Annotated in this window: 27 protein-coding genes; 18 read left to right on the top strand and 9 right to left on the bottom strand. The window is 59.6% G+C overall.

Features of this window, described 5'->3' with window-relative positions:
- The first annotated feature begins 703 nt into the window (after window positions 1-703).
- The 3 genes from E5K03_RS17645 (at window position 704) to E5K03_RS15950 (ending at window position 2,014) form a co-directional block, all read left to right on the top strand.
- On the top strand, window positions 704-1,171 hold the full coding sequence (locus E5K03_RS17645; RefSeq protein WP_240730057.1) for an HNH endonuclease: 468 nt from the start codon (window positions 704-706) through the stop codon (window positions 1,169-1,171).
- Between the two features lie 206 nt (window positions 1,172-1,377).
- Window positions 1,378-1,776 (top strand): DUF7344 domain-containing protein, encoded by a 399-nt coding sequence (locus E5K03_RS15945; protein WP_138007803.1) that lies wholly within the window; start codon window positions 1,378-1,380, stop codon window positions 1,774-1,776.
- A gap of 13 nt (window positions 1,777-1,789) precedes the next feature.
- Window positions 1,790-2,014 (top strand): HalOD1 output domain-containing protein, encoded by a 225-nt coding sequence (locus E5K03_RS15950; protein ID WP_138007804.1) that lies wholly within the window; start codon window positions 1,790-1,792, stop codon window positions 2,012-2,014.
- Window positions 2,015-2,266: 252 nt separating this feature from the next.
- Here the strand turns inward: E5K03_RS15950 and E5K03_RS15955 are convergent, their stop codons facing one another.
- Window positions 2,267-3,445: a CBS domain-containing protein gene (locus E5K03_RS15955; protein WP_138007805.1), complete on the bottom strand. Its 1,179-nt coding sequence runs from the start codon at window positions 3,443-3,445 to the stop codon at window positions 2,267-2,269.
- 54 nt (window positions 3,446-3,499) lie between these two features.
- Here E5K03_RS15955 and E5K03_RS15960 point away from each other — a divergent pair, with 54 nt between their 5' ends.
- From E5K03_RS15960 to E5K03_RS15970, 3 genes are all read left to right on the top strand, one after another.
- Window positions 3,500-3,904 (top strand): cupin domain-containing protein, encoded by a 405-nt coding sequence (locus E5K03_RS15960; protein ID WP_138007806.1) that lies wholly within the window; start codon window positions 3,500-3,502, stop codon window positions 3,902-3,904.
- Between the two features lie 107 nt (window positions 3,905-4,011).
- Entirely contained in the window at window positions 4,012-6,069 is a 2,058-nt protein-coding gene (locus E5K03_RS15965; RefSeq protein WP_138007807.1) for a DEAD/DEAH box helicase, read from the top strand.
- 147 nt (window positions 6,070-6,216) lie between these two features.
- Window positions 6,217-6,696 carry a DUF302 domain-containing protein gene (locus E5K03_RS15970; RefSeq protein ID WP_138007808.1) on the top strand — a complete coding sequence of 160 codons (480 nt, stop codon included), beginning with the start codon at window positions 6,217-6,219 and terminating at the stop codon, window positions 6,694-6,696.
- 166 nt (window positions 6,697-6,862) lie between these two features.
- On the opposite strand, the gene thsA is transcribed toward E5K03_RS15970, so the two are convergent.
- Both thsA and E5K03_RS15980 read right to left on the bottom strand, forming a co-directional pair.
- On the bottom strand, window positions 6,863-8,509 hold the full coding sequence (gene thsA, locus E5K03_RS15975; protein ID WP_138007982.1) for a thermosome subunit alpha: 1,647 nt from the start codon (window positions 8,507-8,509) through the stop codon (window positions 6,863-6,865).
- 174 nt (window positions 8,510-8,683) lie between these two features.
- A complete protein-coding gene (locus E5K03_RS15980) occupies window positions 8,684-9,226 on the bottom strand; it encodes a KH domain-containing protein (protein WP_138007809.1) in 543 nt (180 codons plus the stop codon).
- 83 nt (window positions 9,227-9,309) lie between these two features.
- Here E5K03_RS15980 and E5K03_RS15985 point away from each other — a divergent pair, with 83 nt between their 5' ends.
- The 4 genes from E5K03_RS15985 (at window position 9,310) to E5K03_RS16000 (ending at window position 13,161) form a co-directional block, all read left to right on the top strand.
- Window positions 9,310-10,098 (top strand): hypothetical protein, encoded by a 789-nt coding sequence (locus tag E5K03_RS15985; RefSeq protein ID WP_240730058.1) that lies wholly within the window; start codon window positions 9,310-9,312, stop codon window positions 10,096-10,098.
- Window positions 10,099-10,197: 99 nt separating this feature from the next.
- Window positions 10,198-11,244, top strand: a complete 1,047-nt coding sequence (locus E5K03_RS15990) for a zinc-dependent alcohol dehydrogenase family protein (RefSeq protein ID WP_138007811.1) — start codon at window positions 10,198-10,200, stop codon at window positions 11,242-11,244.
- Between the two features lie 45 nt (window positions 11,245-11,289).
- Window positions 11,290-11,958, top strand: a complete 669-nt coding sequence (locus tag E5K03_RS15995; RefSeq protein WP_138007812.1) for a type 1 glutamine amidotransferase — start codon at window positions 11,290-11,292, stop codon at window positions 11,956-11,958.
- 207 nt (window positions 11,959-12,165) lie between these two features.
- Complete coding sequence (locus tag E5K03_RS16000) at window positions 12,166-13,161, top strand: ferritin-like domain-containing protein (protein WP_138007813.1); 996 nt, start codon at window positions 12,166-12,168, stop codon at window positions 13,159-13,161.
- A gap of 124 nt (window positions 13,162-13,285) precedes the next feature.
- Here the strand turns inward: E5K03_RS16000 and rio1 are convergent, their stop codons facing one another.
- Window positions 13,286-14,143, bottom strand: coding sequence for a serine/threonine-protein kinase Rio1 (gene rio1 / locus E5K03_RS16005; RefSeq protein WP_138007814.1), 858 nt, complete (start codon window positions 14,141-14,143; stop codon window positions 13,286-13,288).
- A 130-nt stretch (window positions 14,144-14,273) separates the two neighbouring features.
- Here rio1 and E5K03_RS16010 point away from each other — a divergent pair, with 130 nt between their 5' ends.
- Complete coding sequence (locus E5K03_RS16010; RefSeq protein WP_138007815.1) at window positions 14,274-14,801, top strand: winged helix-turn-helix domain-containing protein; 528 nt, start codon at window positions 14,274-14,276, stop codon at window positions 14,799-14,801.
- Window positions 14,802-15,239, top strand: coding sequence for a hypothetical protein (locus tag E5K03_RS16015; protein ID WP_138007816.1), 438 nt, complete (start codon window positions 14,802-14,804; stop codon window positions 15,237-15,239).
- 70 nt (window positions 15,240-15,309) lie between these two features.
- Here E5K03_RS16015 and eif1A read toward each other — a convergent pair whose 3' ends face one another.
- Window positions 15,310-15,594: a translation initiation factor eIF-1A gene (eif1A, locus tag E5K03_RS16020; protein WP_137197891.1), complete on the bottom strand. Its 285-nt coding sequence runs from the start codon at window positions 15,592-15,594 to the stop codon at window positions 15,310-15,312.
- A 154-nt stretch (window positions 15,595-15,748) separates the two neighbouring features.
- Here eif1A and E5K03_RS16025 point away from each other — a divergent pair, with 154 nt between their 5' ends.
- The gene (locus E5K03_RS16025) at window positions 15,749-15,934 is read left to right on the top strand and encodes a DUF7470 family protein (protein WP_137197890.1); all 186 of its coding nucleotides are present in this window, start codon (window positions 15,749-15,751) and stop codon (window positions 15,932-15,934) included.
- 37 nt (window positions 15,935-15,971) lie between these two features.
- On the opposite strand, the gene E5K03_RS16030 is transcribed toward E5K03_RS16025, so the two are convergent.
- From E5K03_RS16030 to rnz, 4 genes are all read right to left on the bottom strand, one after another.
- Complete coding sequence (locus E5K03_RS16030) at window positions 15,972-16,955, bottom strand: tyrosine--tRNA ligase (RefSeq protein WP_138007817.1); 984 nt, start codon at window positions 16,953-16,955, stop codon at window positions 15,972-15,974.
- A gap of 98 nt (window positions 16,956-17,053) precedes the next feature.
- Window positions 17,054-19,024 (bottom strand): DUF460 domain-containing protein, encoded by a 1,971-nt coding sequence (locus E5K03_RS16035; RefSeq protein WP_138007818.1) that lies wholly within the window; start codon window positions 19,022-19,024, stop codon window positions 17,054-17,056.
- Between the two features lie 72 nt (window positions 19,025-19,096).
- A complete protein-coding gene (locus E5K03_RS16040; protein WP_138007819.1) occupies window positions 19,097-19,522 on the bottom strand; it encodes a response regulator in 426 nt (141 codons plus the stop codon).
- Window positions 19,523-19,624: 102 nt separating this feature from the next.
- Window positions 19,625-20,560: a ribonuclease Z gene (gene rnz, locus E5K03_RS16045; protein ID WP_138007820.1), complete on the bottom strand. Its 936-nt coding sequence runs from the start codon at window positions 20,558-20,560 to the stop codon at window positions 19,625-19,627.
- 79 nt (window positions 20,561-20,639) lie between these two features.
- Here rnz and E5K03_RS16050 point away from each other — a divergent pair, with 79 nt between their 5' ends.
- The 5 genes from E5K03_RS16050 (at window position 20,640) to E5K03_RS16070 (ending at window position 23,525) form a co-directional block, all read left to right on the top strand.
- Complete coding sequence (locus tag E5K03_RS16050; RefSeq protein WP_138007821.1) at window positions 20,640-21,671, top strand: AAA family ATPase; 1,032 nt, start codon at window positions 20,640-20,642, stop codon at window positions 21,669-21,671.
- A gap of 23 nt (window positions 21,672-21,694) precedes the next feature.
- Window positions 21,695-22,297 carry a protein sorting system archaetidylserine decarboxylase gene (locus E5K03_RS16055; protein WP_138007984.1) on the top strand — a complete coding sequence of 201 codons (603 nt, stop codon included), beginning with the start codon at window positions 21,695-21,697 and terminating at the stop codon, window positions 22,295-22,297.
- A gap of 60 nt (window positions 22,298-22,357) precedes the next feature.
- Window positions 22,358-22,561, top strand: a complete 204-nt coding sequence (locus E5K03_RS16060) for a DUF7472 family protein (protein WP_138007822.1) — start codon at window positions 22,358-22,360, stop codon at window positions 22,559-22,561.
- A 131-nt stretch (window positions 22,562-22,692) separates the two neighbouring features.
- Window positions 22,693-22,995, top strand: a complete 303-nt coding sequence (locus tag E5K03_RS16065; protein WP_138007823.1) for a UPF0175 family protein — start codon at window positions 22,693-22,695, stop codon at window positions 22,993-22,995.
- On the top strand, window positions 22,992-23,525 hold the full coding sequence (locus E5K03_RS16070) for a hypothetical protein (RefSeq protein ID WP_138007824.1): 534 nt from the start codon (window positions 22,992-22,994) through the stop codon (window positions 23,523-23,525). Before E5K03_RS16065 ends, E5K03_RS16070 begins: the two co-directional genes overlap by 4 nt.
- Window positions 23,526-23,540 lie beyond the last annotated feature (15 nt).

The raw sequence follows: 23,540 nt of genomic DNA on the forward strand, positions 1-23,540 counted from the left end.
ACAAAAGCGCCGCGGAACGGTGCGTGTGGGTTGCGTGGCGATCGTGTATCGATTTTGTTGGCGATCGGATGTCGACACAGAGGCGATCGGTGTGTGCCGTGTGAGGGCGGAGTGTGTGAGTCTGCGGCAGTGGCGATCGGAGTCGTAACGAATATACAGTCTGACGCAGTAGATCAAATTGCGTGTCCGGATTGGGGTAATGGTTATCCTTCAGCCTTGTGGAGGCTGAGAAGTGGATTCGATTTCCGCATCCGGACTATATAAAATATCTGACACTAATTCTCCTACGAGACTGTCACCAATTCGAATTTACAGCAGTATTTTCCGATATCCAAACCACTAGATAAGTATCCCGCGATCTATATTTGTGCCGTTTGATTGCCCCTCCTGCAACAAGCAGTACAGCACACATCGAGGACTCTCAGTACATCACACACGAGTTCACGACGAGAAACTTCCAAACCGAACCTGTGAGCACTGTGGAACAAAGTTCCGATCGGACTATCAGAAAACATACTGTTCAGAAGATTGTTATCAGAGTGCAGTATCGCGTGCTGGCGAAAATAATCCGAACTACCGCGGTGGAAAAGAGACCACTGACTGCGTTATTTGCGGCGCATCTTTCGAATATTATCCGTCTGCAAAGAAAGGATTGTATTGTTCCGACTGTGTTGAGACGGCGCAGTGGCGACATATACCGGAGTTGCGTGGAAAAAAACACCCACGCTGGAACGGCGGCAAACTCGATCTCCAGTGTGAAACCTGCAACGCACCCGTGAAGCGGTACCCGAGCAACGTCGGCGAACACGGCGTCTTCTGCAGCGACAAGTGCCGCGGCGACTGGATCGCCGAAACCTACGTCGGCGAAGATCATCCACACTGGAAGGGCGGAACGATCGGCTCCTACGGCTCATCCTGGACTCGCGTCCGCCGTCGGGCACTCGAGCGGGACGACTATACCTGCCAACACTGTGGGGCGACCGCCGAGGAGTTAGGCCGAAATCCTGACGTTCACCACATCGTTCCCGTTCGTGCGTTCGTCGAAACGCCGGTAACGACCGTCGAGGACGCACATTATCTTGAGAATCTGATCTCGCTGTGTGGCTCGTGTCACCGGAAGGCGGAGTTCGGTGCGATCGATCGGACCGTGTTGTCAAGTGCGATCGCGTGAGAGTCTGTTTTGTGTTTTTGTTCCAATTTTGCTTCCCCTCTCGGCTTTTAATGAAAAATAGCGACACAGTCCGCGCTGGATCGTTTGGCGGGTGACACAGATGATAAAAAACTCGTTTTAAACGCTGTAAGTCGTCCCGTGAAAGCATCTTGCATAAAATACGTTCCGCACCAACATTTAATTCATTTCACATTTTGTACAGACACATGGTAATTGATTCATCCAGATGGGACGGATCCGCGATCGATCGATGGAATCTGCTCCACGAGGCTCTTGCCTCTCAGGAGCGCCGAATGATACTCTACTCGTTGTGCGATGTGCCAGGTGAGAGACGAATCCCGCTCCCGGAGGCTGCGATGACGCCTGAGTCGTCGTGGGACCCAGAGAAAGCGAGTATCCGCCTCCAACACCACCATCTCCCGAAACTGGCCGACGCCGGCTACGTCCGCTGGGAGCGCGACCCGTTCTGTGTCCAACGTGGACCCCGTTTTGAGGAGGCCGAAGTGCTTTTTATGCTCATCCACGAGTCGATCGGTCGGTTTCCTCAGTCGCTGATCACCGGCTGTGAGATCTATGAGGAACTGTACTCTGACACCAGACAGTAGTATCGTCGTTGCGGTGATCGAAGCGATAGCCCACGCAGAGAAGCGCGATCCATCAGCAGTCGATGTTATCCTTGCGGACTATATCGATCCCAACGTGTTGGAGAAATTAGCCGACATGGATGAGGGCGTCTGGGAATTCACGTTTCGTGTCTCCGACCACCAGGTGCGACTAACGCATGATGGAACAATATTTGTTGACGGTGTGAAACACGATCTCGGTATCGTACGGCAAGAATGAGGATGAGCAAAATAACCACCTCTGTTGACATTGCCCAGCAGTACGGCGGATACAGATCGCCACGGTGGGGCCTGATTTGGGGTGGGCCGCGATCGGTTGGAAAACGGCAGCCCAATCTAGCTGTCTCCGATTTTGTTGGATTCCTTCTCTGTATATTTGCCGGTTGAAGTCACCTTCGTACGTAGCACTGTCAGGAGGATATGTGCCCGTCCCAAAATTAGCTGATCGCTTTTTTTATTGGTGTCCGCACAATCACCGGATCGACGTGAGTGAGCCGGGATCGTTCCGCTGGAGTAACGACACACTGCCGCCGGATTGGATGATGTTGAACGCCGTCATGAGGTCGGTTCGCGAGAGGATACCCACCAGCTCGCCGTTGGCGTCGACGACGGGCAATCGGCCGACATCGTGTTCTTGCATGGTCCGTAGCGCGACGATCGCATCGGCGTCGGGCGTGACACTTGCGATGTCATTCGACATGATCTCTTCGACGATGTAGGCGTCGCGTTCGACTTCACGGACCGTCCTAGCGTCGTCAAGCGTTACCATTCCGATGAGGTCGCCGTTCTGCAGTACTGGATAGCCCGTGTGACGCTCTTGGAACATCCGGTTGAGGAGTTCAGCAACCGTCGTCCGGGGATCGACCGTTTGTAGCTCTGCTCCGGGCGTCATGATGTCCCCGACCGTGATGTCCTGAAACGCCGCTTTGAGCGTGGACTGCTGGGCCTCTCCAGAGGCAGCCATGTAGATGAAAAACGCCAGGAGGATCAAGAATAGTTGGAACGTAAACAGTCCAAAGATCCCCATCAAAAACGCGAATATCTTCCCAACCTCGGCAGCTTGCTGGGTTGCCTTTGCGTGTGGGCGATTGCGGGCGAGCAGTGCCCGCAGGACGCGACCACCGTCCATCGGGAAGCCTGGAAGCATATTGAACCCCGCGAGGGCGACGTTCATGAACGCCAAATAGCCGAGCACGAACTTCGCTTCGGGGAGCCCTGTTGGGGTGAGTACAAACCCACCGTAGGAAATAATCCCGACGAGCACGCTCACGACCGGCCCGGCGATCGCAATGTTGAACTCCTGTTTCCAGTCTTCGGGCATCTCACGGAAGCTCGCGACGCCGCCGAGCAGCCAGAGTGTGATCGACTCAATCTCGAAGCCATACCGCATCGCGACCAGTGAGTGGCCGAACTCGTGGAGCAACACGCCAAAAAACAGCCCCACAGCTGCGCCGATACCGAGGAGCCACCGAGTGTTTCCGGTCGACAGTGCCTCAGCATCGAGGGAGGTCCCAAATGCGAGGGTCAGAAGCTCGGTAATCTGTCCGATACTTCCCCCGATGATCCACGCGAAGATCGGGAGGATCAACAGGAACGTCCAGTTGAGCTGAATCGGAATGCCGAACGCGGTTCCGATCCGTATTCCACGCATGCCTGAATCTTCTCGTCCCATCCTCTTAAGCGCGGCCCGTCCGATAATCTCTACATGGACAACACGGACACCCCTTCGGGAGCATTTGTCAGAGGGGCCGACGAGATCGACTACGAGACAGTTGACGCCGCCGAGGGACTACGCAAAGGCGTGTTGATCGACGAATCCGACGGCGCACCGACCTTTGCGATTCGCCGATTTACGATCGATCCGTCCACTGAGGTGCCGAAACACACGAACGCGGTTGAACACGAACAACATGTCCTCTCGGGCACGTACACTGTCGGATTTCGCGATCCCGAGACTGGCGAAGAGATAGAACAGACTGTCGCTGCCGGCGATTCAATCTTCGTTCCCGCTGGGACAGTTCACTGGTATCGCAACGAATCGGAGACGCAGGGATCGTTTCTGTGTGCGGTTCCGAACGGCGAGGATTCGATCGCTGTCGTCGACAAGTAGCAGACGCCGATTTCTGTCGCGTAAAATAGCCGGCTAGCCCCTGTCACCGCATCCCGTAGCCGTAAAGAGCCGAACATCTGAAATACCCGCTTCGCGTACGATCGATCGTGTCTCAGCAGGTCGCACGCGTCGGAACGTTGTTCCTCCACGAAGCCCGCGACAACTACCAGGTCGTCGTCATGCAGGACGGCGATCGGGTGTTCCGCGGTCAGCTCGACGTCAAAGAGACGAGTGCCGGGCCGCGGCCTGGAAAGTTCAAAAAAAAACAGGGCTCGACCGAAGAGCCGCGTCGACCCGAAGAGTTCGTCGAACTGGCCAGAAACGCCGATCGGATCCGAATCTCCCAGCAGACCTCTCCAACGGGTCGAAACGAGCTACAGGAGCTACTGGATGGTTACCAACTGGAGGCGCTCGTCGTCCGGACGTGCCGGCTCTGTGCGCGCAACGGGCGGTACTCACCGATCACTGACGAGACAGCGATCGCGACTGATCACGAGTACATCTGTCCAGACTGTGCAACCCGCGAACTCGAACGCGAACTCTCGTACAAAGGAGAGTTCACAGCCGCAGCCCAGGAGCGTCTCGAAGACCTCCTGTTTGAGGTGCAGGATCTCGAGCGGATCGTCAACCTCCTTTCGGGCCAACTCGACCCCGAGCTCACGAAGTTCGACGAAATTTCGGCGACGGTAGAGGACGTCGATCCGTATCCAACGAGTGATCTCGATCTCCATCCGAAGCTCCAGTCGATGCTCGAAGATCGCTTCGACTCGCTGTTGCCCGTCCAGAGTCTCTCTGTCCGCAACGGACTGTTAGACGGTAACGATCAGCTGGTCGTGAGTGCGACCGCAACCGGCAAGACGCTCGTCGGTGAGCTTGCAGGGATCGATCGTGCGCTGAAGGGCAACGGAAAGCTGCTGTTCCTCGTGCCGCTCGTTGCCCTTGCGAATCAGAAACACGAGGATTTCACCGATCGGTACAGCCAGCTTGGTCTCAACGTGACGATCCGGGTCGGCGCGAGCCGGATCAGCGGCTCGGGGAGCAGTTTTGATCCGAGCGCGGACGTGATCGTCGGCACGTATGAGGGGATCGACCACGCGCTACGAACCGGAAAAAATCTCGGGGACATTGGTACCGTGGTCATTGACGAGGTGCACACACTGAAAGAGCCTGAGCGTGGCCACCGCCTCGACGGGCTGATCTCGCGGCTGAAGTACTACGCTGAGCGGCGTTCGGCCCGATCGGACGGCTATGACGGCGCGCAGTGGATCTACCTGTCAGCAACGGTTGGCAATCCGGAGTGGCTTGCGCGACAGCTGGAGGCGACGCTGATCGAATTCGAAGAGCGGCCCGTGCCGATCGATCGTCACGTCACCTTCGCAGACGCCTTAGAGAAGACCCGCATCGAAAACCGGCTGGTCAAACGCGAGTTCGACACGAAATCCTCGAAAGGCTACCGCGGGCAGACGATCATTTTCACTAACTCCCGACGTCGCTGCCACGAGATTAGCCGAAAGCTGCAGTACAGCTCCGCGCCGTATCACGCTGGGCTCGATTATAAGCGCCGAAAGCAGGTCGAACGACAGTTTGCCGACCAGGATCTCGCGGCGGTCGTCACGACCGCAGCGCTGGCGGCCGGTGTCGACTTCCCCGCCTCGCAGGTGATTTTTGACACGCTTGCGATGGGGATTGAATGGCTCTCCGTACAGGAGTTCAGCCAGATGCTCGGACGGGCCGGCCGGCCGGACTACCATGATCGCGGCACCGTCTACATGCTCGTCGAGCCGGACTGTTCGTACCACAACTCGATGGAGATGACAGAAGACGAGGTTGCGTTCAAACTCCTGAAAGGCGAGATGGAGGACGTCAAAAACGTCTACGACGATCACGCCGCCGGCGAAGAGACGCTCGCGAATATCGTCGTCGCCGGCAAGAAGGCCAAGCGACTGAACGACCGAATGCTCGGCGAGATAGACACGACTCGAGCCGTCGGCCGACTGTTGGAGTGGGAGTTCATTGATGGCCTTGCGCCGACACTGCTGGGGCGAGCCGTCTGTCGACATTTCCTCGCACCGGATGACGCGTTTCGGCTGCTCGATGGGATCCGAAACGGGCTTGATCCGTACGCGATCGTCGCCGAGCAGGAACTGGCCGACGACGATCTGTAGGGATCGCTTCGAAACACCAGCAGTCAGGGATGACTGAGAATTACAGCAGTCTGAGATGACTGAGAATAACGACTGTCTGGGTTGACACCGCGTGGGGGCGCGTCGATCGACATCAACGTTTATATTCACAAACGAGACAGAACAAGTATGAGTGACCAATCGGTTTCGGGTAGCAATCGCTCACCCACCGCTGAGGAGGCGATGCATCTTACACTCGATATGCCGTTTGAGGATGCAGTCCCCTTCGTCCAGCTCGAACACGAACTCGCGGACTTTGAGACCGTCAAACTCACGCGACTTGATGAGATGATCGCGGGGATGCTCGGAGAGGAAGTTGAACGGACCGCGTTACTTGTCGTCTGTCACCCGGAGATCGCTCGCGACGCGCTGGCGATCGACCAGACGCTCGCTGGGATGCTTCCGTGTACGACAGTCGTCTACGAGCGCCCAGACGATCCGTATGTCCATGTCCACCACGTCTCGGCGACGAAGGCGATCCGCGATCTCGGCTGTGCGGATGCCGAGGCAGCCGGGGATGTCGAGGAACTCGTTTCGTTCACCGGCGATCGGATGCAGGCGGTCTGGGAAAATATCGAAGCGAACGCCGAGATCGCGACGGCTGTCTGAGCAGTCCCGCCTTTTCTACACATGTTGTAATCACGAGCGCTGTAGCTCCCGCTTCGAGGAGTAGCCTGCAAAAAATTCGATCGGAACTGACGCGTGTGCGTCGTAGGCCGACGATTGAAAACCGATACGCGAAATGAGGGTGTGGTGTAGGCTCGTGTGGCCGCGCTTACATCGCGCCGCCCATGCCGCCCATGCCACCCATACCGCCCATACCACCCATACCGCCGCCGGCTGGCATGTCGTCGTCATCGTCGTCAGTCGACGCGCGGAGGTCGCCCGCGGCGATGACATCGTCGATTCGGAGAATCATGACGGCTGCCTCGGTGGCCGATTCGATCGCCTGGGTCTTGACACGGAGCGGCTCGACAACGCCTTCTGCCTCCATGTCGATCACGTCGCCGCTGTACGCGTCGAGGCCCGCACCAAACTCGCCGGCGTCGTGGCGCGAGCGCAGATCAACGAGCGAGTCGATCGGGTCGTGACCCGCGTTCTCTGCGAGGGTCCGTGGGATGACTTCGAGCGCGTCGGCGAACGCCTCAACAGCGAGCTGCTCGCGACCGCCGACAGAGTCTGCGAAGTCGCGAAGCTGCAGAGCGAGTTCGGTCTCAGCTGCGCCGCCGCCGGGCAGAACCTTGCCGTCTTCGAGCGTGGTGCGAACGACGCCGAGGGAGTCCTCGATCGCGCGTTCGACCTCGTCAACAACGTGTTCGGTGCCGCCGCGGACGACGAGGGTGACGCTCTTTGCGTCCTCGACGTCCTCGACGAAGAGCCGCTCGTCGCCGCCGATGTCCTTCTGGGCGACCGAGCCCGCAAAGCCGAGGTCGTCCTCGGTGATGTCGTCGAGGTTGGCAACGACGCGAGCGCCGGTCGATCGCGCGAGTGCCTTCAGGTCAGAGTCCTTGACGCGGCGGGCCGCGATGATGCCCTCCTCGGCGAGGTAGTGTTGGGCCATGTCGTCGATCCCGTCGCCAACGAAGACGACGTCAACGCCGACATCAACGAGCTGATCGACCATCTCCTTGAGCTGGGCTTCCTCCTGGTCGAGGAACTCCTGCAGCTGGGAGGGATCGGTGACGTTGACTTCGGCGTCGATCTCGGTCTCTTTGATCTCGAGTGCGCCATCGAAAACGGCCACGTTGGCGTCCTCGACGCCGTATGGCATGTTGTCGTGAACGCGCTCTTTGTCGACGACGACACCCTCGATGAGCTCGGAGGTGTCGATCGAGCCGCCGACGACCTTCTCGACATTGACGTTGTCGGTGTCGATCTCGTCGTCGTCCTGCACGGCCAAGACAGCGTCGACGACCAGATCGGCGAGTAGGTCTTTCGCGCCTTCGGCGCCCTTGCCGGTCATCGCCGTCTTTGCGATCTCGACAAGCACCTCGCGGTTGTCGGTGCCGACGTCGATCGCTTCGTTCTCGACGATCTCTTTGGCCTTCTCGGCGGCCTGTCGGAACCCTTGCGCGATCGTTGTCGCGTGGATGTCCGAATCGAGCAGGTCTTCTGCCTCATCGAGGAGTTCGCCGGCGATGACGACAGCGGACGTGGTCCCGTCGCCGACCTCGTCCTCTTGGGTCTCGGAGACCTCGACGATCATGTTCGCCGCCGGGTGGTCGATGTCCATCTCTTTGAGGATGGTAACGCCGTCGTTCGTGACGACGACCGATCCCCCCGAGTCAACGAGCATTTTGTCCATTCCTTTCGGTCCGAGCGTGGTGCGGACCGACTCCGCGACGGCCTTGCCCGCGGAGATGTTCATTGTCTGCGCGTCTTTACCGGATGTGCGCTGGCTGTCCTCCGAGAGTACGATCATGGGCTGGTTGCCCATCCGCTGTCGCTGAGACATAATCACTCACCGATTGTTTGTGCTTCTATAAAAAAGCTTCGAAAAATGGTTCGCTAATCGCCATACGTGGGCGTGGTTACCTATGGCATGGATAGGCATCTATGTATGGTATGTATTGACTAGATCCAATCGCCGGATACGTTATCGAGGCTGTCCGAGATCGGGCCCGCCTGTGAGCTCGTTGTGTTTGCGTTCGAGGAACGAGTACACGGCACCGTGCGGCGCGCCGTCGAGGATCATCGAAACCGCCTGTCGAACCGCCTCAACTTCTTCAGGGTCGCCGATAATCCCGAGGGTTGAGCCGTAGATCACGACGTGTGCGCCGGTGAGTTCCTCCATCAGTTCTCGGGTACGACCGTTCTCGCCGATCAGCCGACCCTTCTGTCGACGGAGGTCGTTTTTGTTTCGGGTCTGGGCGTCGAGTTTGATCAGATCGAACATCCGCAGATCGCCGTCCAGAAGCGTCAAGGCGGTTTCAGGTTTAAAACCGCGCCCGATTGCCCGGACGATATCGGGTGCGTCAAGCGCCGTGACGGGATCGCCGACGGATTCAACCGCGACGGAGCCAGATTCCGAATCGATGTCGAGACGGACCTCCGCGCGGGATTCAATTTCCCGCATCGTCTCACCACCCTCGCCGATGAGGACGCCGATCCGGTCCTGCGGAATCGTGACGTGTTGCATGGGTGTAGTACCGCTCGGACCCGTTTAACGCTGTTTACTTGCTATCCCAACAAGTATATATTATCGTGTAGACATTCATGGATATGGATAAATTGTATCGCCGTCGACAGCTGTTAGCCGCTGGTGCAACCGCCGGTGCCGTCGCTGCTGCCGGGTGTCTGGGAACACGTGAGGGGGCGGTCCCGGCGCCGACCGTGACCGACGATCGGATCGACGACGAGTGGCGGGTAGTCGACGAATCAAACGACCAGGTCTTCGAAGAGTCCTACGGCCCGATCACCGTCCAGGCGCTGTCTCGATCGACAGTCTACGAGTACGTAAGCGTGGCCGAATCGATCGCCGAAACGCTTGACGCCGAAGGGTCGCCAGTCATGTTTTTCACGACCCGGATCGACCTCCGTCCAGCGATCGACTCGCTTCCGTTTGGTGTCGGCCGCGATCGTATCATGACAGAAGTCGAAACCGCCGCCGAGGAGGCATTCCGAGCCGAGCTCGAAAATAGCGGGATCGAGAACGTCGATACAGCCGATACGCGGACGATCGAGGTCGACACAGGACACGAAGCCACACTGTTCGAGTTTTCGGGGACGTATCCGGTCGCTGGCGAACTCTCGTTCGGCGGACTTTCTCAGTCGTTCGACGACGAGATCGAGATCGCCGCTCACGTGGGTGTATGGCACGACGGAACTGACGTGTTACTCGCTGGCGGTGCGTATCCCACCGACCCGCTCGTCGAACCGTTCGAAGAGACGATCGAAGACGCACCCGTCGAAGTCGGAGACGTACTCGACAGTGACACCGAAGAGGCGCTCTCGACTGATCCCGAAACGTTCGAGGAAGACATCGATGCGTTGCTCCGCTCTGTCGAGTAGACGCATTGCTCCGCTCTGTCGAGGTGGCACGGTTGACCACACGCAGCCTTAACTTCCGGGAACGGCGTGTTTTTGCGAGACTCGACCGAACGATTGGATATGCGTGCTGCTATCTTTCATGGCCCCGGCGAGATTGGCGTCGAAGACCGACCGCGACCGACGATTGAGTCGCCGACCGACGCGATCGTCCGCGTGACCCACACCGCAATCTGCGGCTCTGACTTGTGGTTTTATCGCGGCGACAGCGATCGCGATCCAGGCACTCCGGTCGGCCACGAACCCATGGGAATCGTCGAGTCGGTCGGCGACGATGTGGTCTCGGTCGCGCCGGGTGATCGCGTGCTCGCGCCGTTCGCGATCTCCTGTGGCTCCTGTGAGTTCTGCCGGAAGGGACTGCACACCTCCTGTGTCAACCGCGACTCGTGGGGCGGCGATAACGGCGGCGGGCAGGGCGAGTACGTCCGCTCGACGCACGCTGGCGGAACGCTTGTCCGCGTCCCTGATCGCTACGCCGACGACGAGGGCGTGCTTCGATCGCTCCTCCCCCTCACAGACGTGATGGGAACCGGCCACCACGCCGCCGTGAGCGCAGGTGTCGAGGCTGGTTCGACCGCAGTTGTGATCGGCGACGGGGCGGTGGGCCTGTGTGGTGTGCTGGCCGCTCGTCGGCTCGGGGCTGAACGGATCATTGCGGTCGGCCACCACGAGGACCGACTTGAGATCGCCCGCGAATTCGGCGCAACCGAGACTGTCTCTGCGCGCGGTGACGCGGCGATCGATCGGATCACAGCGCTCACCTACGGCGGCGCAAATCACGTGATGGAGTGTGTTGGCGCGGCGAGCGCGATGAACACGGCGATCGAGGTCGCCCGGCCAGGTGGAACGATCGGCTACGTCGGCGTCCCGTACGGCGTCGAATCCGAAGGACTGGATGTCTTCGGCTTGTTTGGCGACAACATCACACTCCGCGGCGGCGTCGCGCCCGTCCGCGCATACGCTGACGAACTGATGGCAGACATCCTTGGCGGGACGCTCGATCCCTCCCCGATCTTCACTGAGACGATCGGCCTCAGCGAGGTCGCAGAGGGCTACCGAATGATGGACGAGCGCGAGGCGATCAAGGTGCTCGTCAAGCCACAGGAGTGACCGATCGCCGAAACGTACAGGCCGATCGAGCCGAAACAGTCGAGCATGTCCCTCGAAACGTCCGATCGACCGCAGCTATACGTCGTGAGAAACGAGGTCGATCCGGACCACGAGTATCACTGTGATGCACTCGCCGCTCGGTTCCCCGACGCAATCGAGGTCGACTACCCCGCTGGCGAGCGCGTTTCACTGGATGACGCCGACGGCGTCGTGCTGACAGGCAGCACCGCCGGCGTGTACGAGGCCGATCGGCATCCGTGGATCGACGAACAAAAAGCGCTGGTCCGCGAACTCGTCGATCGGCAGATCCCCACACTCGGGGTGTGTTTCGGCCACCAGATCGCAAACGCTGCTCTCGGTGGGCGCGTCGAACACGTTGGAACCGACGCGACACTCGTCCAGGCCGAACTCGACAGCGATCCACTCTTTTCGGGAATCGAATCGGTCGTCGTCTCGCTTCACGGCGATCACGTCACGAAGGCAGGTGCGAAAATGGACGTGATTGCGTCGGCCGAGCACTGTCAGATCTACGGCACGCGACACCGATCGGCTCCCCTCTGGACGGTGCAGTTTCACCCCGAAATCACCGCGTCCCTTCGCGATCGGCTGATCGAGGATTTTGAGTGGCACTCCTCACAATACTCGTTTGCGGATGTCGATGCTGAGGGGCTGTTTGATAACTATCGCGCGTGCGTCGATCGTGGGGACTGCTGACGTTGGCGGCGATCGTGGTGTGGTGGCGGACCGTATGCCTACGTGTTTTTATTAGATTACTTTGGACTGTTCGACCTTACCGCAGGAGTACGGGTACACGCGCATTCACCCAGATAATGTGTAACACAATATCGCTGTGTTTGGTAAGCCGATCGGGTTTTCAAAAACTCATATATAACGATACAGCGCCTGGCCATAGGGAGCGTTGTGGTACATCCAAGCGAAGACACTAGCGAACGGTCATTGAAGAGTACGTTCAACAACACACGACGGCAGTTCGTTGCCGGGACAGTAGGCGTCCTGGCGGCTGGAGGCGCACTTACTGGATCTGTGCTCGCAGATGAGCACGAAGATGACGAAGACAACGAGGAGAACGGCGAAGAAAACGGCGATGAGGAAGTACCCGAGTCGGAGTTTGAGGACGATGTGGCGATCCTCAACTACGCCCTGACGCTCGAGTACCTTGAGGCGCGGTTCTATCAGGAGGGCCTCGACAACATCGGTGAGGATGCGCTCTGTAACTGCGAAGCGCTTGAAGAGGACAGTTATTTGGGCGAGAATGCGTACAGCGAACTCCGTACGATTCAAGAGCACGAGGAATCCCACGTCGAGACGCTCGTTGAGGCTATTGAGAGTCTCGATGGAGAACCGGTTGAGGAACCCGAGTTTGACTTCGGACTGGCAGTAGAGTACCCGATGGCGTTCCTCGGGACGGCTGCCCAACTCGAAGATATCGGAGTATCTGCCTACGCGGGCGCGGCACCGTACATCGAAAACGAGGATCTGGTTGCGCCGGCGCTCGGGATCCACAGCGTCGAGGCACGGCACGCTTCGTTCCTGCGGACACTGACCGGCCAGACCAGCTTCCCAGACGTAATCGACGAGCCCCGATCACGGGCAGAGGTTCTTGAACTTGCCGGACAGTTCATTGTTGATGCGGAAGAGGACGCAGATGACGAGGACGATGAAACGTCTGACGGTGAGGACGACATGCCAGACGACGAGGGGGACTCCGGGAACGGAAATGGCGACGGCAACGAAACGGACACGGATAACGGCACTGGAAACGAAACGGACACCGGGAACGGAACCGGCAACGAAACGGACACCGGAACCGGCAACGAGACGGATACCGGGAACGGAAATGGCAACGAAACGGACACCGGGAACGGAAATGGCAACGAAACGTCCGATTCGTCATAATCCTTAAGAATTACATCACTAGCTGCTGGTAGTTGTCGCTGAAACGCGACACTACCGGTTCCTAAGGGTGAGATACTGTCGGTAATTTCACGCTACACAGAACATCGCATTCGATCGCCCCGACTCACGGCGTCGGATCGGCCGTCGTCACGAACTCGTGGAGATTCGAAGCCTCGACAGTGAGTCCCTGCCTATTGAAAAACGAGGCGACATTCTCGCAGTCGCGATCGAGGAAGTCTCCTGCGTTTGGGTGGTGAACTGTCACGGCCTGTCCGAGGTCGATTACGACGAGTTCACCGTCGTGGATGATGAGGTTATACTCCGAGAGATCACCGTGGACGAGTCCCGCACTGTAGAGCCGCCGCATGTACTCGCGGACGACCTCGTAGGCGGTCTGTGGGTTCTCGACAGTCACCTCAGCGAGCCGGCGGGCCCGATCGTCCGCCTGCCCGACGAGTTCCATCACGAGAACGTTGCGCTGGACGGCGATCGGTTCGGGCACCCGGACACCGGCCGCCGCCGCGCGTTCGAGGTTCGCAAACTCCTTTTTTGTCCACGCAAGGACAGTCTTGCCCTTGTCGTTGCCAATTCCACGAAAGCGTGGATCGCCCTCTAAGTACTCGCGCATCTGCCGGAAGTCCGATGCGTTGATCCGGTAGATCTTGATGGCGACCTCCCGGTCGTCTGCACCCAACGCCTCGTAGACGTTGGCCTCCTTGCCAGTCGAGACGGGACCGCCGAAGGCGCTAACGTAGCCGTCCTGGACGAGTTTATAGATCGCGGCGTAAGTGGCGTCGTCGAACACGGACTGTTCGACCTTCAGCCGTTCGTTGTCCTTGATCCGCTTTCTAAACTCGTCGAAGTCCCGATCGCGCTGTCGGGCGATCCGGTCGGCGTCGGTGTCGGAGACGTCGATCTCCTCCCACTCGTCGCCGAAGCTTTCGGCCTCCGTCGGGTCGACCATCCCGAACTCGTCAGTCATTCGCATTGGACTACGAGAGCGAGACCCAAAAGCCCCGCTGGTGACGATCGACTAGTCGCGAGCAGCCCCTCAATTCACAGATATATGCACAAACAAAACATATATTGAGAGTAAACCCGTACACCTTGGCATGGCACCGTTCGATCCGGCTCCTGATACCGACACAGCGACACCCCGGTGGCAGGACGGAACAGAGACATTCGATCGAGTCTACGATGTCGTCCTCGGGGTGACATCCCCAACGCCGTATACAGACATCGCGGAACTCGCAGATTGCTCTCCGAATGCGGCAAAAAAGCACCTCGATCGCTTAGTGGAGATGGGTATCGTCCGAGCAGATTCCGACAGCCGACCCGCAACATACGAACGTAACGAGGGATACCTCGAATGGCAAGACGCGAGCCAAATCGCGGCTGATCTCTCGGTAACAGAAATCATCGACCGGGTAGCAAAACTCGAAGAGCGCCGCACAGCGTACGAGGAACGGTTCGGGACAACTGATCCGACGACCGTCTCCGCCTTTGACACACCTGACCACGATAGCCTCCACAAGCGGATGATCGCGGTACATGAGTGGCAGGGCGTGATTCGGGACCTGCGATTGTATGAACTTGCCCGCCAGCTCGCCGAAAACGATGGTCACCTGATTCCGGCGTGAATGTCACCGCCGACAGATTCACCGCCGGATTCGACGGGCCCACCCGATCGACAGACGCTTCGGCTACTTGAGCGCCACCTGGCGTCTGATCCGTTAGTCAGCACCACCGCATTCGAGCCAGATTCGTACGAACCGCGGCTGCTTTGTGGCCGACTCGACGTCGAACAGTATCCCACGTCGGTGACTGCTGCCCGAGTCGACGTTCGATGGTTCACCACTGGTGATTTCTCGTTTCACTATCTGGAAATAGGGGCCAACGACGATCGGTGGGAGTGTCGCTGGGATCGACACCCAAATAGCCAGGATATACGGCTGCACTTTCATCAGCCACCAACTGGCAAGGAGATCAGCGATCTTCACGTGGAATCCACGCACCCGCTTTCGGTTTACTCGACGGTTTTCACGGCGATCGAACAGCGAATCGAACAGTTGTGGTGATAGCCTTACCGACGCTGCGATCGTCGAGCCGCGCCGCTCCCGGATGGTGCGATCAAAATACAAAAACGGGCTACTGAATGTGGCCTTCGCGGCGGAGCTGGTCAGCTTCGGACTTCTCGTAGCGCCAGGCGATGTCGCCCTTCTCGTCTTGCCAGTCCCACGGCTCGACGAGGACGATGTCGCCCTCGCGGATCCAGATACGCTTTTGCATTCGTCCGGGGATCCGGGCGGTCCGCTCGACTCCGTCCGCACAGCGAACTCTCACGCGATTCGCCCCGAGCATGTCCGTGACCTCCGCGAACACCTCGTCCTCGTCAGGCATTCGGAGGTCGCGGCGGCCGTCGTTCTCCGTCATGTATCGGCTCGTTCGTTGGCGTTGGGGTTAAATTCGGGGGATTCGCACCACATGTGGACCGTTACCGGCGGCCGTCGGAAGTGTTCGTGTTCGAAAACAGACCGAATCACCGTCGATCGACAGCGTTTACAGGATCCTGCAAGCAGATGCGGACATGAACGCGATTGACACGCTCGGCTACGTCGGTATCGTTGGCATCGTCTTGATTCTCGTGGGCGTTGGGGTGATTTCCGTCCGCGATCCAGTCATCGGTGCGGGAATGATGTTCGCGCTCGCGGGCGTTGCGCTCGTCGCCCGCGGGATCGCTGCGAACGTCATGCGGCTGTTTGGGATGGGCTGATGGATAAAGCGTATAAGAACGAAAATACGGCGTGATGCTACGCTTCGAGCTGTTTTCGACCGGGTTCGATGAGCCGATCGAGCGCGTCAGCGAGCGCACCCTTCGCGTCCATCGGGTGCAGTTCACCGGACTCCATGTCGGCCTCCAGCGCCGCGTAACTGTCGTATTCGAGATTTCCACCGTACTTGTCGGGACGTTCGACCGTTACCGTCTCGAAGCGCGGGAACACGTGATATTCGAAAATCTGCAATACCGGATTTTCGCGTTCGCGACCCTCCTCGTCGGGATCTGGATCGGCCGTCGGCGGACAAAAGGCGGCGTTGACTTTCTCTTCGATCGCGTCTGTGGAGTCCTCCATCGAGATTGTCGTTCCTGCGCTCGAAGACATCTTGCCAATCCCTGTCTCTAAGTCGGCGATAAGCGGCGTGTGCAGGCTGGTTGGCGCGTCCTCGCCGATCGATGGCAAGGTGTCGCGGGCGAGCATGTGGACCTTCCGCTGTTCCATCCCGCCGACGGCAAGATCGACGTCAAGGTAGACGATGTCGAGCGCCTGCATCAGCGGGTACACCGCCTGTGAGACCCTGACCGTGTCCCCGCTTTTGATCTCAGCCATTGCCCGTTCGGCCCGCGACAGCGACGTTTCGAGTTCGAGTGCGTGCAGATCGAGGATGTACTCACGATCGAACTGGAACGTCGATCCAAGGACGAACTCAGTTTTGTCCTCGTCGAGCCCGTAGGCGATAAACTGCTCTTTCATCCGCTCGGCGGTCGCTTCGATCTCCTCGAAGGTGCCCTTGCCGTTGAGGTAGGCGTGAACGTCCGCAAGCAATACGGTGATGTCGAAGCCAGCTTCCTGGAGGTCGATCAGCTTCGTCGCGGTGAGCATGTGGCCGATGTGGAGGACGCCCGAGGGCTCGTAGCCGACGTACGCCCGTTTTCCGTCCGCGGCAGCTAGCGCACGCACCTCCTCCTCGGTGACGACCTCGGAGGCGTTTCGCATGATCAACTCGTAGGCGTCCATGTGTTTCGTTCAGCCGGGGTTGGTCATATGACTTCTGGATGTGTGCGACTGTGTCGATCGGGGTCCGATCGATCGGTCACCGCCGACAAGAGCCCGTCTCAGCCGCTGCGGCCGTCCGCACGGTGTTCGCTGATAATCTGATCGACCATATTTGCGCTCTTTTCTCGCTCGCGTTCGGCAGCGCGCTCTTGCCAGCCGGCGATCGCCGCCTGAATCTCGTCTTCGCGGGCGACCGCGAGTTCGTCAACCTCCTGGATCGTCACCTCCTCGGCGGGTGCGACCGGGATGTCCGCCTCGAATAGGAGCTCCGAGGCGATATCCGAGAGCCCACCATCGCGCAGGACGATCCGTGGGTCAACGTCAACGAGCCGCTGAGCCGTGCTTCGGCCTGCGCCGCTGGCATCCCGGAGATAGATGACGTCTCCGGTTGCGAGGCCGTAGGCTTCCTCGGCGTCGGCGATCGCCCCCTTCGTGAACTGCTCGATGATTTTGACCGACACGAGGTTTCGCCCCTCTGCAATATCCGAGAAATCGGAGTGATCGAGTTTCCAGAGGCGCTTGAGCCGTTCGAGCTTCGCGTCGAGTTCATCCGCACGCGTTTCGGCGTCGTCGCGTTCGCGTTCAAGCCGATCGATCTCGCGTTTGAGCCGGGTGACCTCCCGTCGTTCGCGTGCCTCACGGCGCTCTTTTCGCTTGGCCTCGGTGAGCTGTTCTTTGTACGACTCGATCGTTTCGTCGCGTTCGTCGAGTTTTGCTTTGAGCGTCTCCACGTGCCCCGAGAGGCGATCGACCTGCTGTTCGAGTGCGGCGATCCGCTTTTGTTCGGGTGTCCGCTTGGGCTCCGGCTGGCTGGTGTCCTCTTCGGTTGTGTCGTCATCGTCCGACAGGGCATTCAACGCGGTCTCGACGGAGTGCTCACCAGCCACGACCTTCGCGATGACCTCTTCGCGATCGAACGCCGGCGGGGTCTTGTCGGTGATGCGATCGAACTGCTCGGCATGGTCATCGAAGGCGTACAGCGCTGCCGCCATCGCGTCGCGCTCGTGGTCGTTCTCGTAGCTCTCCTCGCGGGTCCGGTGGAGCTTTTCATCGACCGGGATGTCGCTGTTTGGATTCCAACCGGCGGCATCGAAGCTCCGGCGGAACTTCTCGACGGTTTCTGGCATCGGATAGACGTCGGCGGCAACGATCACCGGCCGGCCGTGTTCGATGATCCACTCGGTCACGGCGGCGGTGTCGGCGGTCCGACTGGAGTACGTTTCGAGTACGCGCCCATCAAGCGAGACGATCGCCACGCCCGTCGTCGTTCCCGGGTCGATCCCCACGATGACTCGATCGCGCCGCTGGACGAGTGGCCGATACTCAATCCCGTCGAGGCATTCGCGCTCAATTTCGATCCGCGTGTCGCCCGATCGGTTCGCCGACACCGGCAACTCGTCGGGGGTGGCCTCGACGGTGAAAACGGCGTTCGAGTAGCCGCCGTACTTCTCGGTCACGTCCATCTCGTACGCAAGACTGGCGTCGTCGAGCTTCGATTCGACTTCGCGGGCGCGTTTGCGGACGTTGCCATGAATCCGGCGAGTGTAGCGATCCTGGCTCCACCCGCCCTTGCCGGTCGATCGGCCCCGAGAGACCTTCACGGTCGTCGTGTTCGTGAAGGCAGCGACCTCGTGGCCGACGCCCATCGCGGCGAGGCGCGCGGCGGCTTCGGCCTCTCGCATCGGCTTTTTGTCGTACGGCACGCCGTGTCTGGAGGCGACTCGCGAAAGCGGTTCGGGGCGCTCTGCGCCGGTAACCTGGACAAGTTTCGTCGAAGACGGAAGCGATCGAAGCAACTGCACCAGCGCGCCTTTGTCTTCTGCGAGTTCGTAGGCGTTGTCCGTCCCGATCAGTGCGGGCTCTGTTGAATCGATCAGCCGCAAGAGCTTCCGGTAGGAGACGACGTCCCGGGTCACGGAGCCGTCATCGAGGATCACGAGCGCGTACGATGGCGCGTCCCCACGGATGTCGCCGCTTTGGATGTCGACGCCGAAGACCACCGAATCCAGCGCGTGTGTCCGGGCGTTCACGCCGCAGGATACGGCATCAGCAAATAAATAGCCCACGCCGGCACGATCACAGAGAACCGCTCGGTCGATCTGTCACCGGATGGCTGTTTCGTCAGTTGACAGCTGGCCCCGTTGGTTGGCCTGTCGACAATCTGTGGCGACTACACGGACGGTCTCTGCGAGCCGGTGATACGTTTGCGGGCCACGTTTGTGGACGAACGCGTGTACTGGTCCCAGCGGTGGGAGTTCTGCCCGTTCCGTCGCCGACATCATGATAACCGGGAGTGTTGGATCGATCGCCTTTGCCTCCGATCGTACTGCCGGCCCGTTCATTTCTGGCATGCGAAAGTCAGTAACGAGGCAGTCGATCGGTCGGCCGACACGGAGGAGATTTAGCCCGGCAGAAGGCGTAGGTACGGTGGTGAGCGTAAATCCTCCGAGCTGATCAAACGTATCCGCGAGCAGTTCGAGCGTGGCCTCGTCGTCGTCGATCGCGAGTACCCGGATTCGGCCTGGCATGGGTGGATGTTCGCTCGATCGGGTATAATGGCTGCTAAGAGGGCTATATAGCTCGACTGTACGCTATGGTTTGGTACTGATCGCCGCAACGATCGACAACGCTCACTCCTCCGCATCCGGGAACGGCACCTCGATCCGTTGGCCGTCCTCGGCGATGAACACCTCGCCGTCGAACTCGGCGGCGGCCGCTTCGCGAATTGCCGACGCATCACCTGCATATCGCGAGGAGATATGGGTCAACGCGAGTCGCTTTGCACCGGCCTGACTCGCGATGCTCCCCGCCTCACGACCCGTCGAGTGGGCCGTTTCTCGCGCACGACCGGCATCGTCCTCGGCGAACGTTGCGTCGTGGATCAACAGATCCGCATCCGTGGCTGCCTCGACGGTCGCTCCGACTGGCCGCGTGTCGCCGGTGTAGACGACTCGTCGTCCCGGTCGCGGCTCGCCAACGACCTGTTCGGGTTCGATTACGCGGCCGTCATCCAGTTCGACGCTTTCGCCGCGATGCAACCGGCCGTAGGCGGGCCCGGGCGGGATCTCGAGTTCGTGTTCTGCGGTTTCGCGATCGAACCGCCCGGGGCGATCGTCTTCCACCAGTGCATATCCCTGTGCTCGCGTGTGATGATTCGTCTCGAAGACTCGGACCTCGTAGTCTTCCATCCGCAGGGCGACGTTCCCCGGGGCGACCTCGTTGATCCTGATTGGGAACCCCGGCCGGTGGCCTGCAGCCTGGGTGAGGTCTTTGATTTCTTGTCTGGTTCCTGGCGGGACGTGGATGGCGAGGGAGGCGTCACGATCGTTAAAATCCCAGCTCTGGATCAGTCCCGGAATCCCGAGGACGTGATCGCCGTGGAGGTGCGTCACGAAGAGATGCGAGACGTTGAACCCGGTCCCAAAGCGCATCATCTGTCGTTGGGTACCCTCCCCGCAGTCGAACAAGAGGCGATCGCCCTCGCGGTTGACGAGCACCGCGCTCGGCGCCCGGCGGGTGGTTGGGACAGCCCCGCTGGTCCCGAGAAACGTCACGCGTAAAGACATACCTGCGTCTCATCGGCCGACCGATAAACCGGCTTCGGAACCGACCGATTCTTACCGTCCGATCGCTGAGTCATCCCTAATGGACGGGCCGCTCTGGATCGACACGCACGCGCCGGCGATCGAGGACCTCCCACAGGAGCCGGTCCGAAGCCGACTGCGTCGCGCGGTCGACGAGCCGATGAACCTCGTCGTGCAGGGACCGAAAGGCGTTGGTAAAACCGCCGCCGTCAGAGCGCTTGCGGACGCAGCCCACGAGGACTCCGACAGCGACCTCATCGAGATCAACGTCGCGGACTTCTTCGGGCGCACAAAAAAAGAGATCCGAAGCGATCCGCGCTTCTCGCAGTTTCTCACAGGCCGCAGCCGAATGGCAAAACGCGACATGATCAACCGTGTCCTCAAAGAGTCCGCGAGCTACGCACCCGTGTCAGGAACATACAAGACGATCGTCCTCGACAACGCCGAGGCGATTCGTGAGGACTTCCAGCAGGCCCTCCGGCGGGTGATGGAGAAACACCACCGAACCACCCAGTTCGTGCTCGCGACGCGACAGCCCTCAAAGCTCATCGCGCCGATCCGATCGCGGTGTTTCCCAGTCCCGGTTCGATCGCCGACGATCGACGAGACGATCGAGGTGCTCGAAGCGATCTGTACAGCCGAGGACGTTGACTACGACGTCGACGGCCTCGAGTTCATCGCCAGCGCCGCCGGCGGTAACCTCCGAAAGGCGATTTTGACCGCCCAGACGACCGCTTCGGGCTCGGAGGCAGTGACGATGCAGGCCGCCTACGAGACACTTGGGGAGATCGGCGACGACGATGCCCTGCTGTCGGCGTTGTCGGCGGCGCGAACCGGTGATCTGAAAGACGCCAGAAAGACGATCGACGACCTGCTCGACTCGGGGTATGACGGAAAGACGCTGCTCGAAGAACTGCTCAGGGTTTCCCGGAAGGGCGACTTCGACGCTGTCTCGGTTGCACGCCTGCACATGCTCGCTGGCGAGGCAGATTTCGACCTCGTGACCGGGCTCAATGCCACAATCCACCTCACGCACCTGATCGGCGCATGGGCGGCTGGTCGAACTGAACTCCGGGAGCCTGCACCCGCATGAGTCTCCGACCGTCGCTTCCGTCGATCGCCGTCGCGCCGGGCGCATGGCGATACGCCGCGGCCGCGTTTGCAGGTGCGGTGCTCTTGGTGCCGATCGCCTTTCCGGCGGCGATCGCTGCGCTCGTGCTCGGAATTTTTGTGTTGTGGTTTCACCGCGATCCCGATCGATCGCCGCCGGAGACTGGATTTGTCTCCCCCGCCGACGGCAGCGTCTCGGTCATCAGAACGGAGTCCGACGAGAACGGACGCGATCGGGTCCGGGTGGGCGTGTTCATGAACGTCACCGATGTGCACGTCAACCGCGCGCCGGCGGGTGGGATGGTTCGATCAGTCGACCACAGATCCGGCGCGTACAAGCCCGCGTTCTCAAAAGACTCCGATCGCAACGAGCGGGTCGTGATCGACCTCGACGGCTACGAAGTCGCGCTGATCGCCGGCTGGTTCGCGCGTCGGATTCATCCCTCGGTCGATTCGGGTCAGGAAGTTCACCGCGGCGATCGGATCGGGCACGTCTCCTTCGGCAGTCGGGCAGATGTGCTGTTACCGCCACGGTACAGCCTTGGGGATGTGTGTGTTGAGCGCGGTGATCGCGTCCGAGCTGGCGAGACTGTCGTAGCCGATCGGTAACTGAGCTAACGCGTCGATCGTTTCGAAGTCCTTTTGACCCGAGCGATCAGAGTCGACCGCATGGACGTAGATCGGGAGTATCTTCGGCAGATCGCCTTTTCTCTCGCCGCGGTCGTGCTCTTTTTTGCCGTACTGTTGGCTATTGGTTCCGCGGAGAACACGACAAACGGGCTCACTCCCGACGGTGCGATCGCCGTTGTCGGCGCGATAACCGGATTCATTATCATTATGGCCGCGATCGGGCTGTTCCTCGCGAAAAAGTGAGCACTGGGGTCGATTGTCAGCGTTCGGTTGCTGATTGCGTTTGAGATCATTCTCTCCAACACTGCGGTTCAATACACAGTCGTGTCCACTGGCGGGCACACTTATGTATTTCAATGAATTACATTGTATACATGGCGTCGATCAGTGCGCGGGTTCCCGACGACGACGAAGACGAACTTGAGGCAGTCAGTGAACTCTTGGACGAAGACAAGAGTACAATCATCCGCAAAGCACTCGCTGAGGGCCTGAAATCGATTCGCCGACGCGTTGCTATCGAACGGTATCAGAGTGGGGAGATTTCGGTCAACGAAGCTGCCCGGCTTGCCAACGTGAGCCTCGCAGAGTGGCTCGAGATCGCTCGTGAGCACAACCTTACGACCCAGCTCTCTCCGGAGGACCTCGAATTCGATGCTGCGGCTGCGCATGAGCTATGACGCGCATTTTTTGTGATGCCACGGCGCTCATTGCGCTCGGCGCGATCGGCGAACTCGAGCACCTCACCAGCTTTTCTGGGACGCTTGTTGTCCTTCAAGCAGTCAAAAACGAGGTGACGACAGAACCCGCCAACACAAATCTCAGTCACTTTGGTGAGACAGACGATATCGAGACGGCAGATCCGCGTATTCACGATCGGCTGGAGCAAGCCAAAACGGTCCTTGCTGAAACAGATGAGAATGGTGATGTGTTTCTCATTGCTGCGGTTCTCGCTTACAGGGCCGAGGATCGTCCGGTCGGTATCATCTCTGACGATCGGCGTGTTCGGACTACTGCTCGCGGTCTCGGTGCAACCGTAACGGGCACGATTGGGGTCGTCGTCAGGGCCGTAAAAGAAGGACTGCCTCGAGAGCAAGCGTACACACTCGTCGATCGAATTGACTCACACGGTCTTCACATGACCGGCAGTCTTCGAGCGAAGGCGTACGAACTCATCGATGCGGCTGCTGAGACAAGATCGATCGAGTAACCACCACTGTCCGGA

The organism is Halalkalirubrum salinum, assembly GCF_005543295.1.
Classification (GTDB): domain Archaea; phylum Halobacteriota; class Halobacteria; order Halobacteriales; family Haloferacaceae; genus Halalkalirubrum; species Halalkalirubrum salinum.

What these genes read in the sequence shown, in the direction of transcription:
- E5K03_RS15945 (WP_138007803.1), top strand. Translation starts at nt 1,378, where the DNA reads ATGGTAATTGATTCATCCAGATGGGACGGATCCGCGATCGATCGATGG.
- E5K03_RS15955 (WP_138007805.1), bottom strand. Translation starts at nt 3,445, where the DNA reads ATGCGTGGAATACGGATCGGAACCGCGTTCGGCATTCCGATTCAGCTC.
- E5K03_RS15960 (WP_138007806.1), top strand. Translation starts at nt 3,500, where the DNA reads ATGGACAACACGGACACCCCTTCGGGAGCATTTGTCAGAGGGGCCGAC.
- E5K03_RS15970 (WP_138007808.1), top strand. Translation starts at nt 6,217, where the DNA reads ATGAGTGACCAATCGGTTTCGGGTAGCAATCGCTCACCCACCGCTGAG.
- thsA (WP_138007982.1), bottom strand. Translation starts at nt 8,509, where the DNA reads ATGATCGTACTCTCGGAGGACAGCCAGCGCACATCCGGTAAAGACGCG.
- E5K03_RS15980 (WP_138007809.1), bottom strand. Translation starts at nt 9,226, where the DNA reads ATGCAACACGTCACGATTCCGCAGGACCGGATCGGCGTCCTCATCGGC.
- E5K03_RS15985 (WP_240730058.1), top strand. Translation starts at nt 9,310, where the DNA reads ATGGATAAATTGTATCGCCGTCGACAGCTGTTAGCCGCTGGTGCAACC.
- E5K03_RS15990 (WP_138007811.1), top strand. Translation starts at nt 10,198, where the DNA reads ATGCGTGCTGCTATCTTTCATGGCCCCGGCGAGATTGGCGTCGAAGAC.
- E5K03_RS15995 (WP_138007812.1), top strand. Translation starts at nt 11,290, where the DNA reads ATGTCCCTCGAAACGTCCGATCGACCGCAGCTATACGTCGTGAGAAAC.
- rio1 (WP_138007814.1), bottom strand. Translation starts at nt 14,143, where the DNA reads ATGACTGACGAGTTCGGGATGGTCGACCCGACGGAGGCCGAAAGCTTC.
- E5K03_RS16010 (WP_138007815.1), top strand. Translation starts at nt 14,274, where the DNA reads ATGGCACCGTTCGATCCGGCTCCTGATACCGACACAGCGACACCCCGG.
- E5K03_RS16015 (WP_138007816.1), top strand. Translation starts at nt 14,802, where the DNA reads ATGTCACCGCCGACAGATTCACCGCCGGATTCGACGGGCCCACCCGAT.
- eif1A (WP_137197891.1), bottom strand. Translation starts at nt 15,594, where the DNA reads ATGACGGAGAACGACGGCCGCCGCGACCTCCGAATGCCTGACGAGGAC.
- E5K03_RS16025 (WP_137197890.1), top strand. Translation starts at nt 15,749, where the DNA reads ATGAACGCGATTGACACGCTCGGCTACGTCGGTATCGTTGGCATCGTC.
- E5K03_RS16030 (WP_138007817.1), bottom strand. Translation starts at nt 16,955, where the DNA reads ATGGACGCCTACGAGTTGATCATGCGAAACGCCTCCGAGGTCGTCACC.
- E5K03_RS16040 (WP_138007819.1), bottom strand. Translation starts at nt 19,522, where the DNA reads ATGCCAGGCCGAATCCGGGTACTCGCGATCGACGACGACGAGGCCACG.
- rnz (WP_138007820.1), bottom strand. Translation starts at nt 20,560, where the DNA reads ATGTCTTTACGCGTGACGTTTCTCGGGACCAGCGGGGCTGTCCCAACC.
- E5K03_RS16050 (WP_138007821.1), top strand. Translation starts at nt 20,640, where the DNA reads ATGGACGGGCCGCTCTGGATCGACACGCACGCGCCGGCGATCGAGGAC.
- E5K03_RS16060 (WP_138007822.1), top strand. Translation starts at nt 22,358, where the DNA reads ATGGACGTAGATCGGGAGTATCTTCGGCAGATCGCCTTTTCTCTCGCC.
- E5K03_RS16065 (WP_138007823.1), top strand. Translation starts at nt 22,693, where the DNA reads ATGGCGTCGATCAGTGCGCGGGTTCCCGACGACGACGAAGACGAACTT.
- E5K03_RS16070 (WP_138007824.1), top strand. Translation starts at nt 22,992, where the DNA reads ATGACGCGCATTTTTTGTGATGCCACGGCGCTCATTGCGCTCGGCGCG.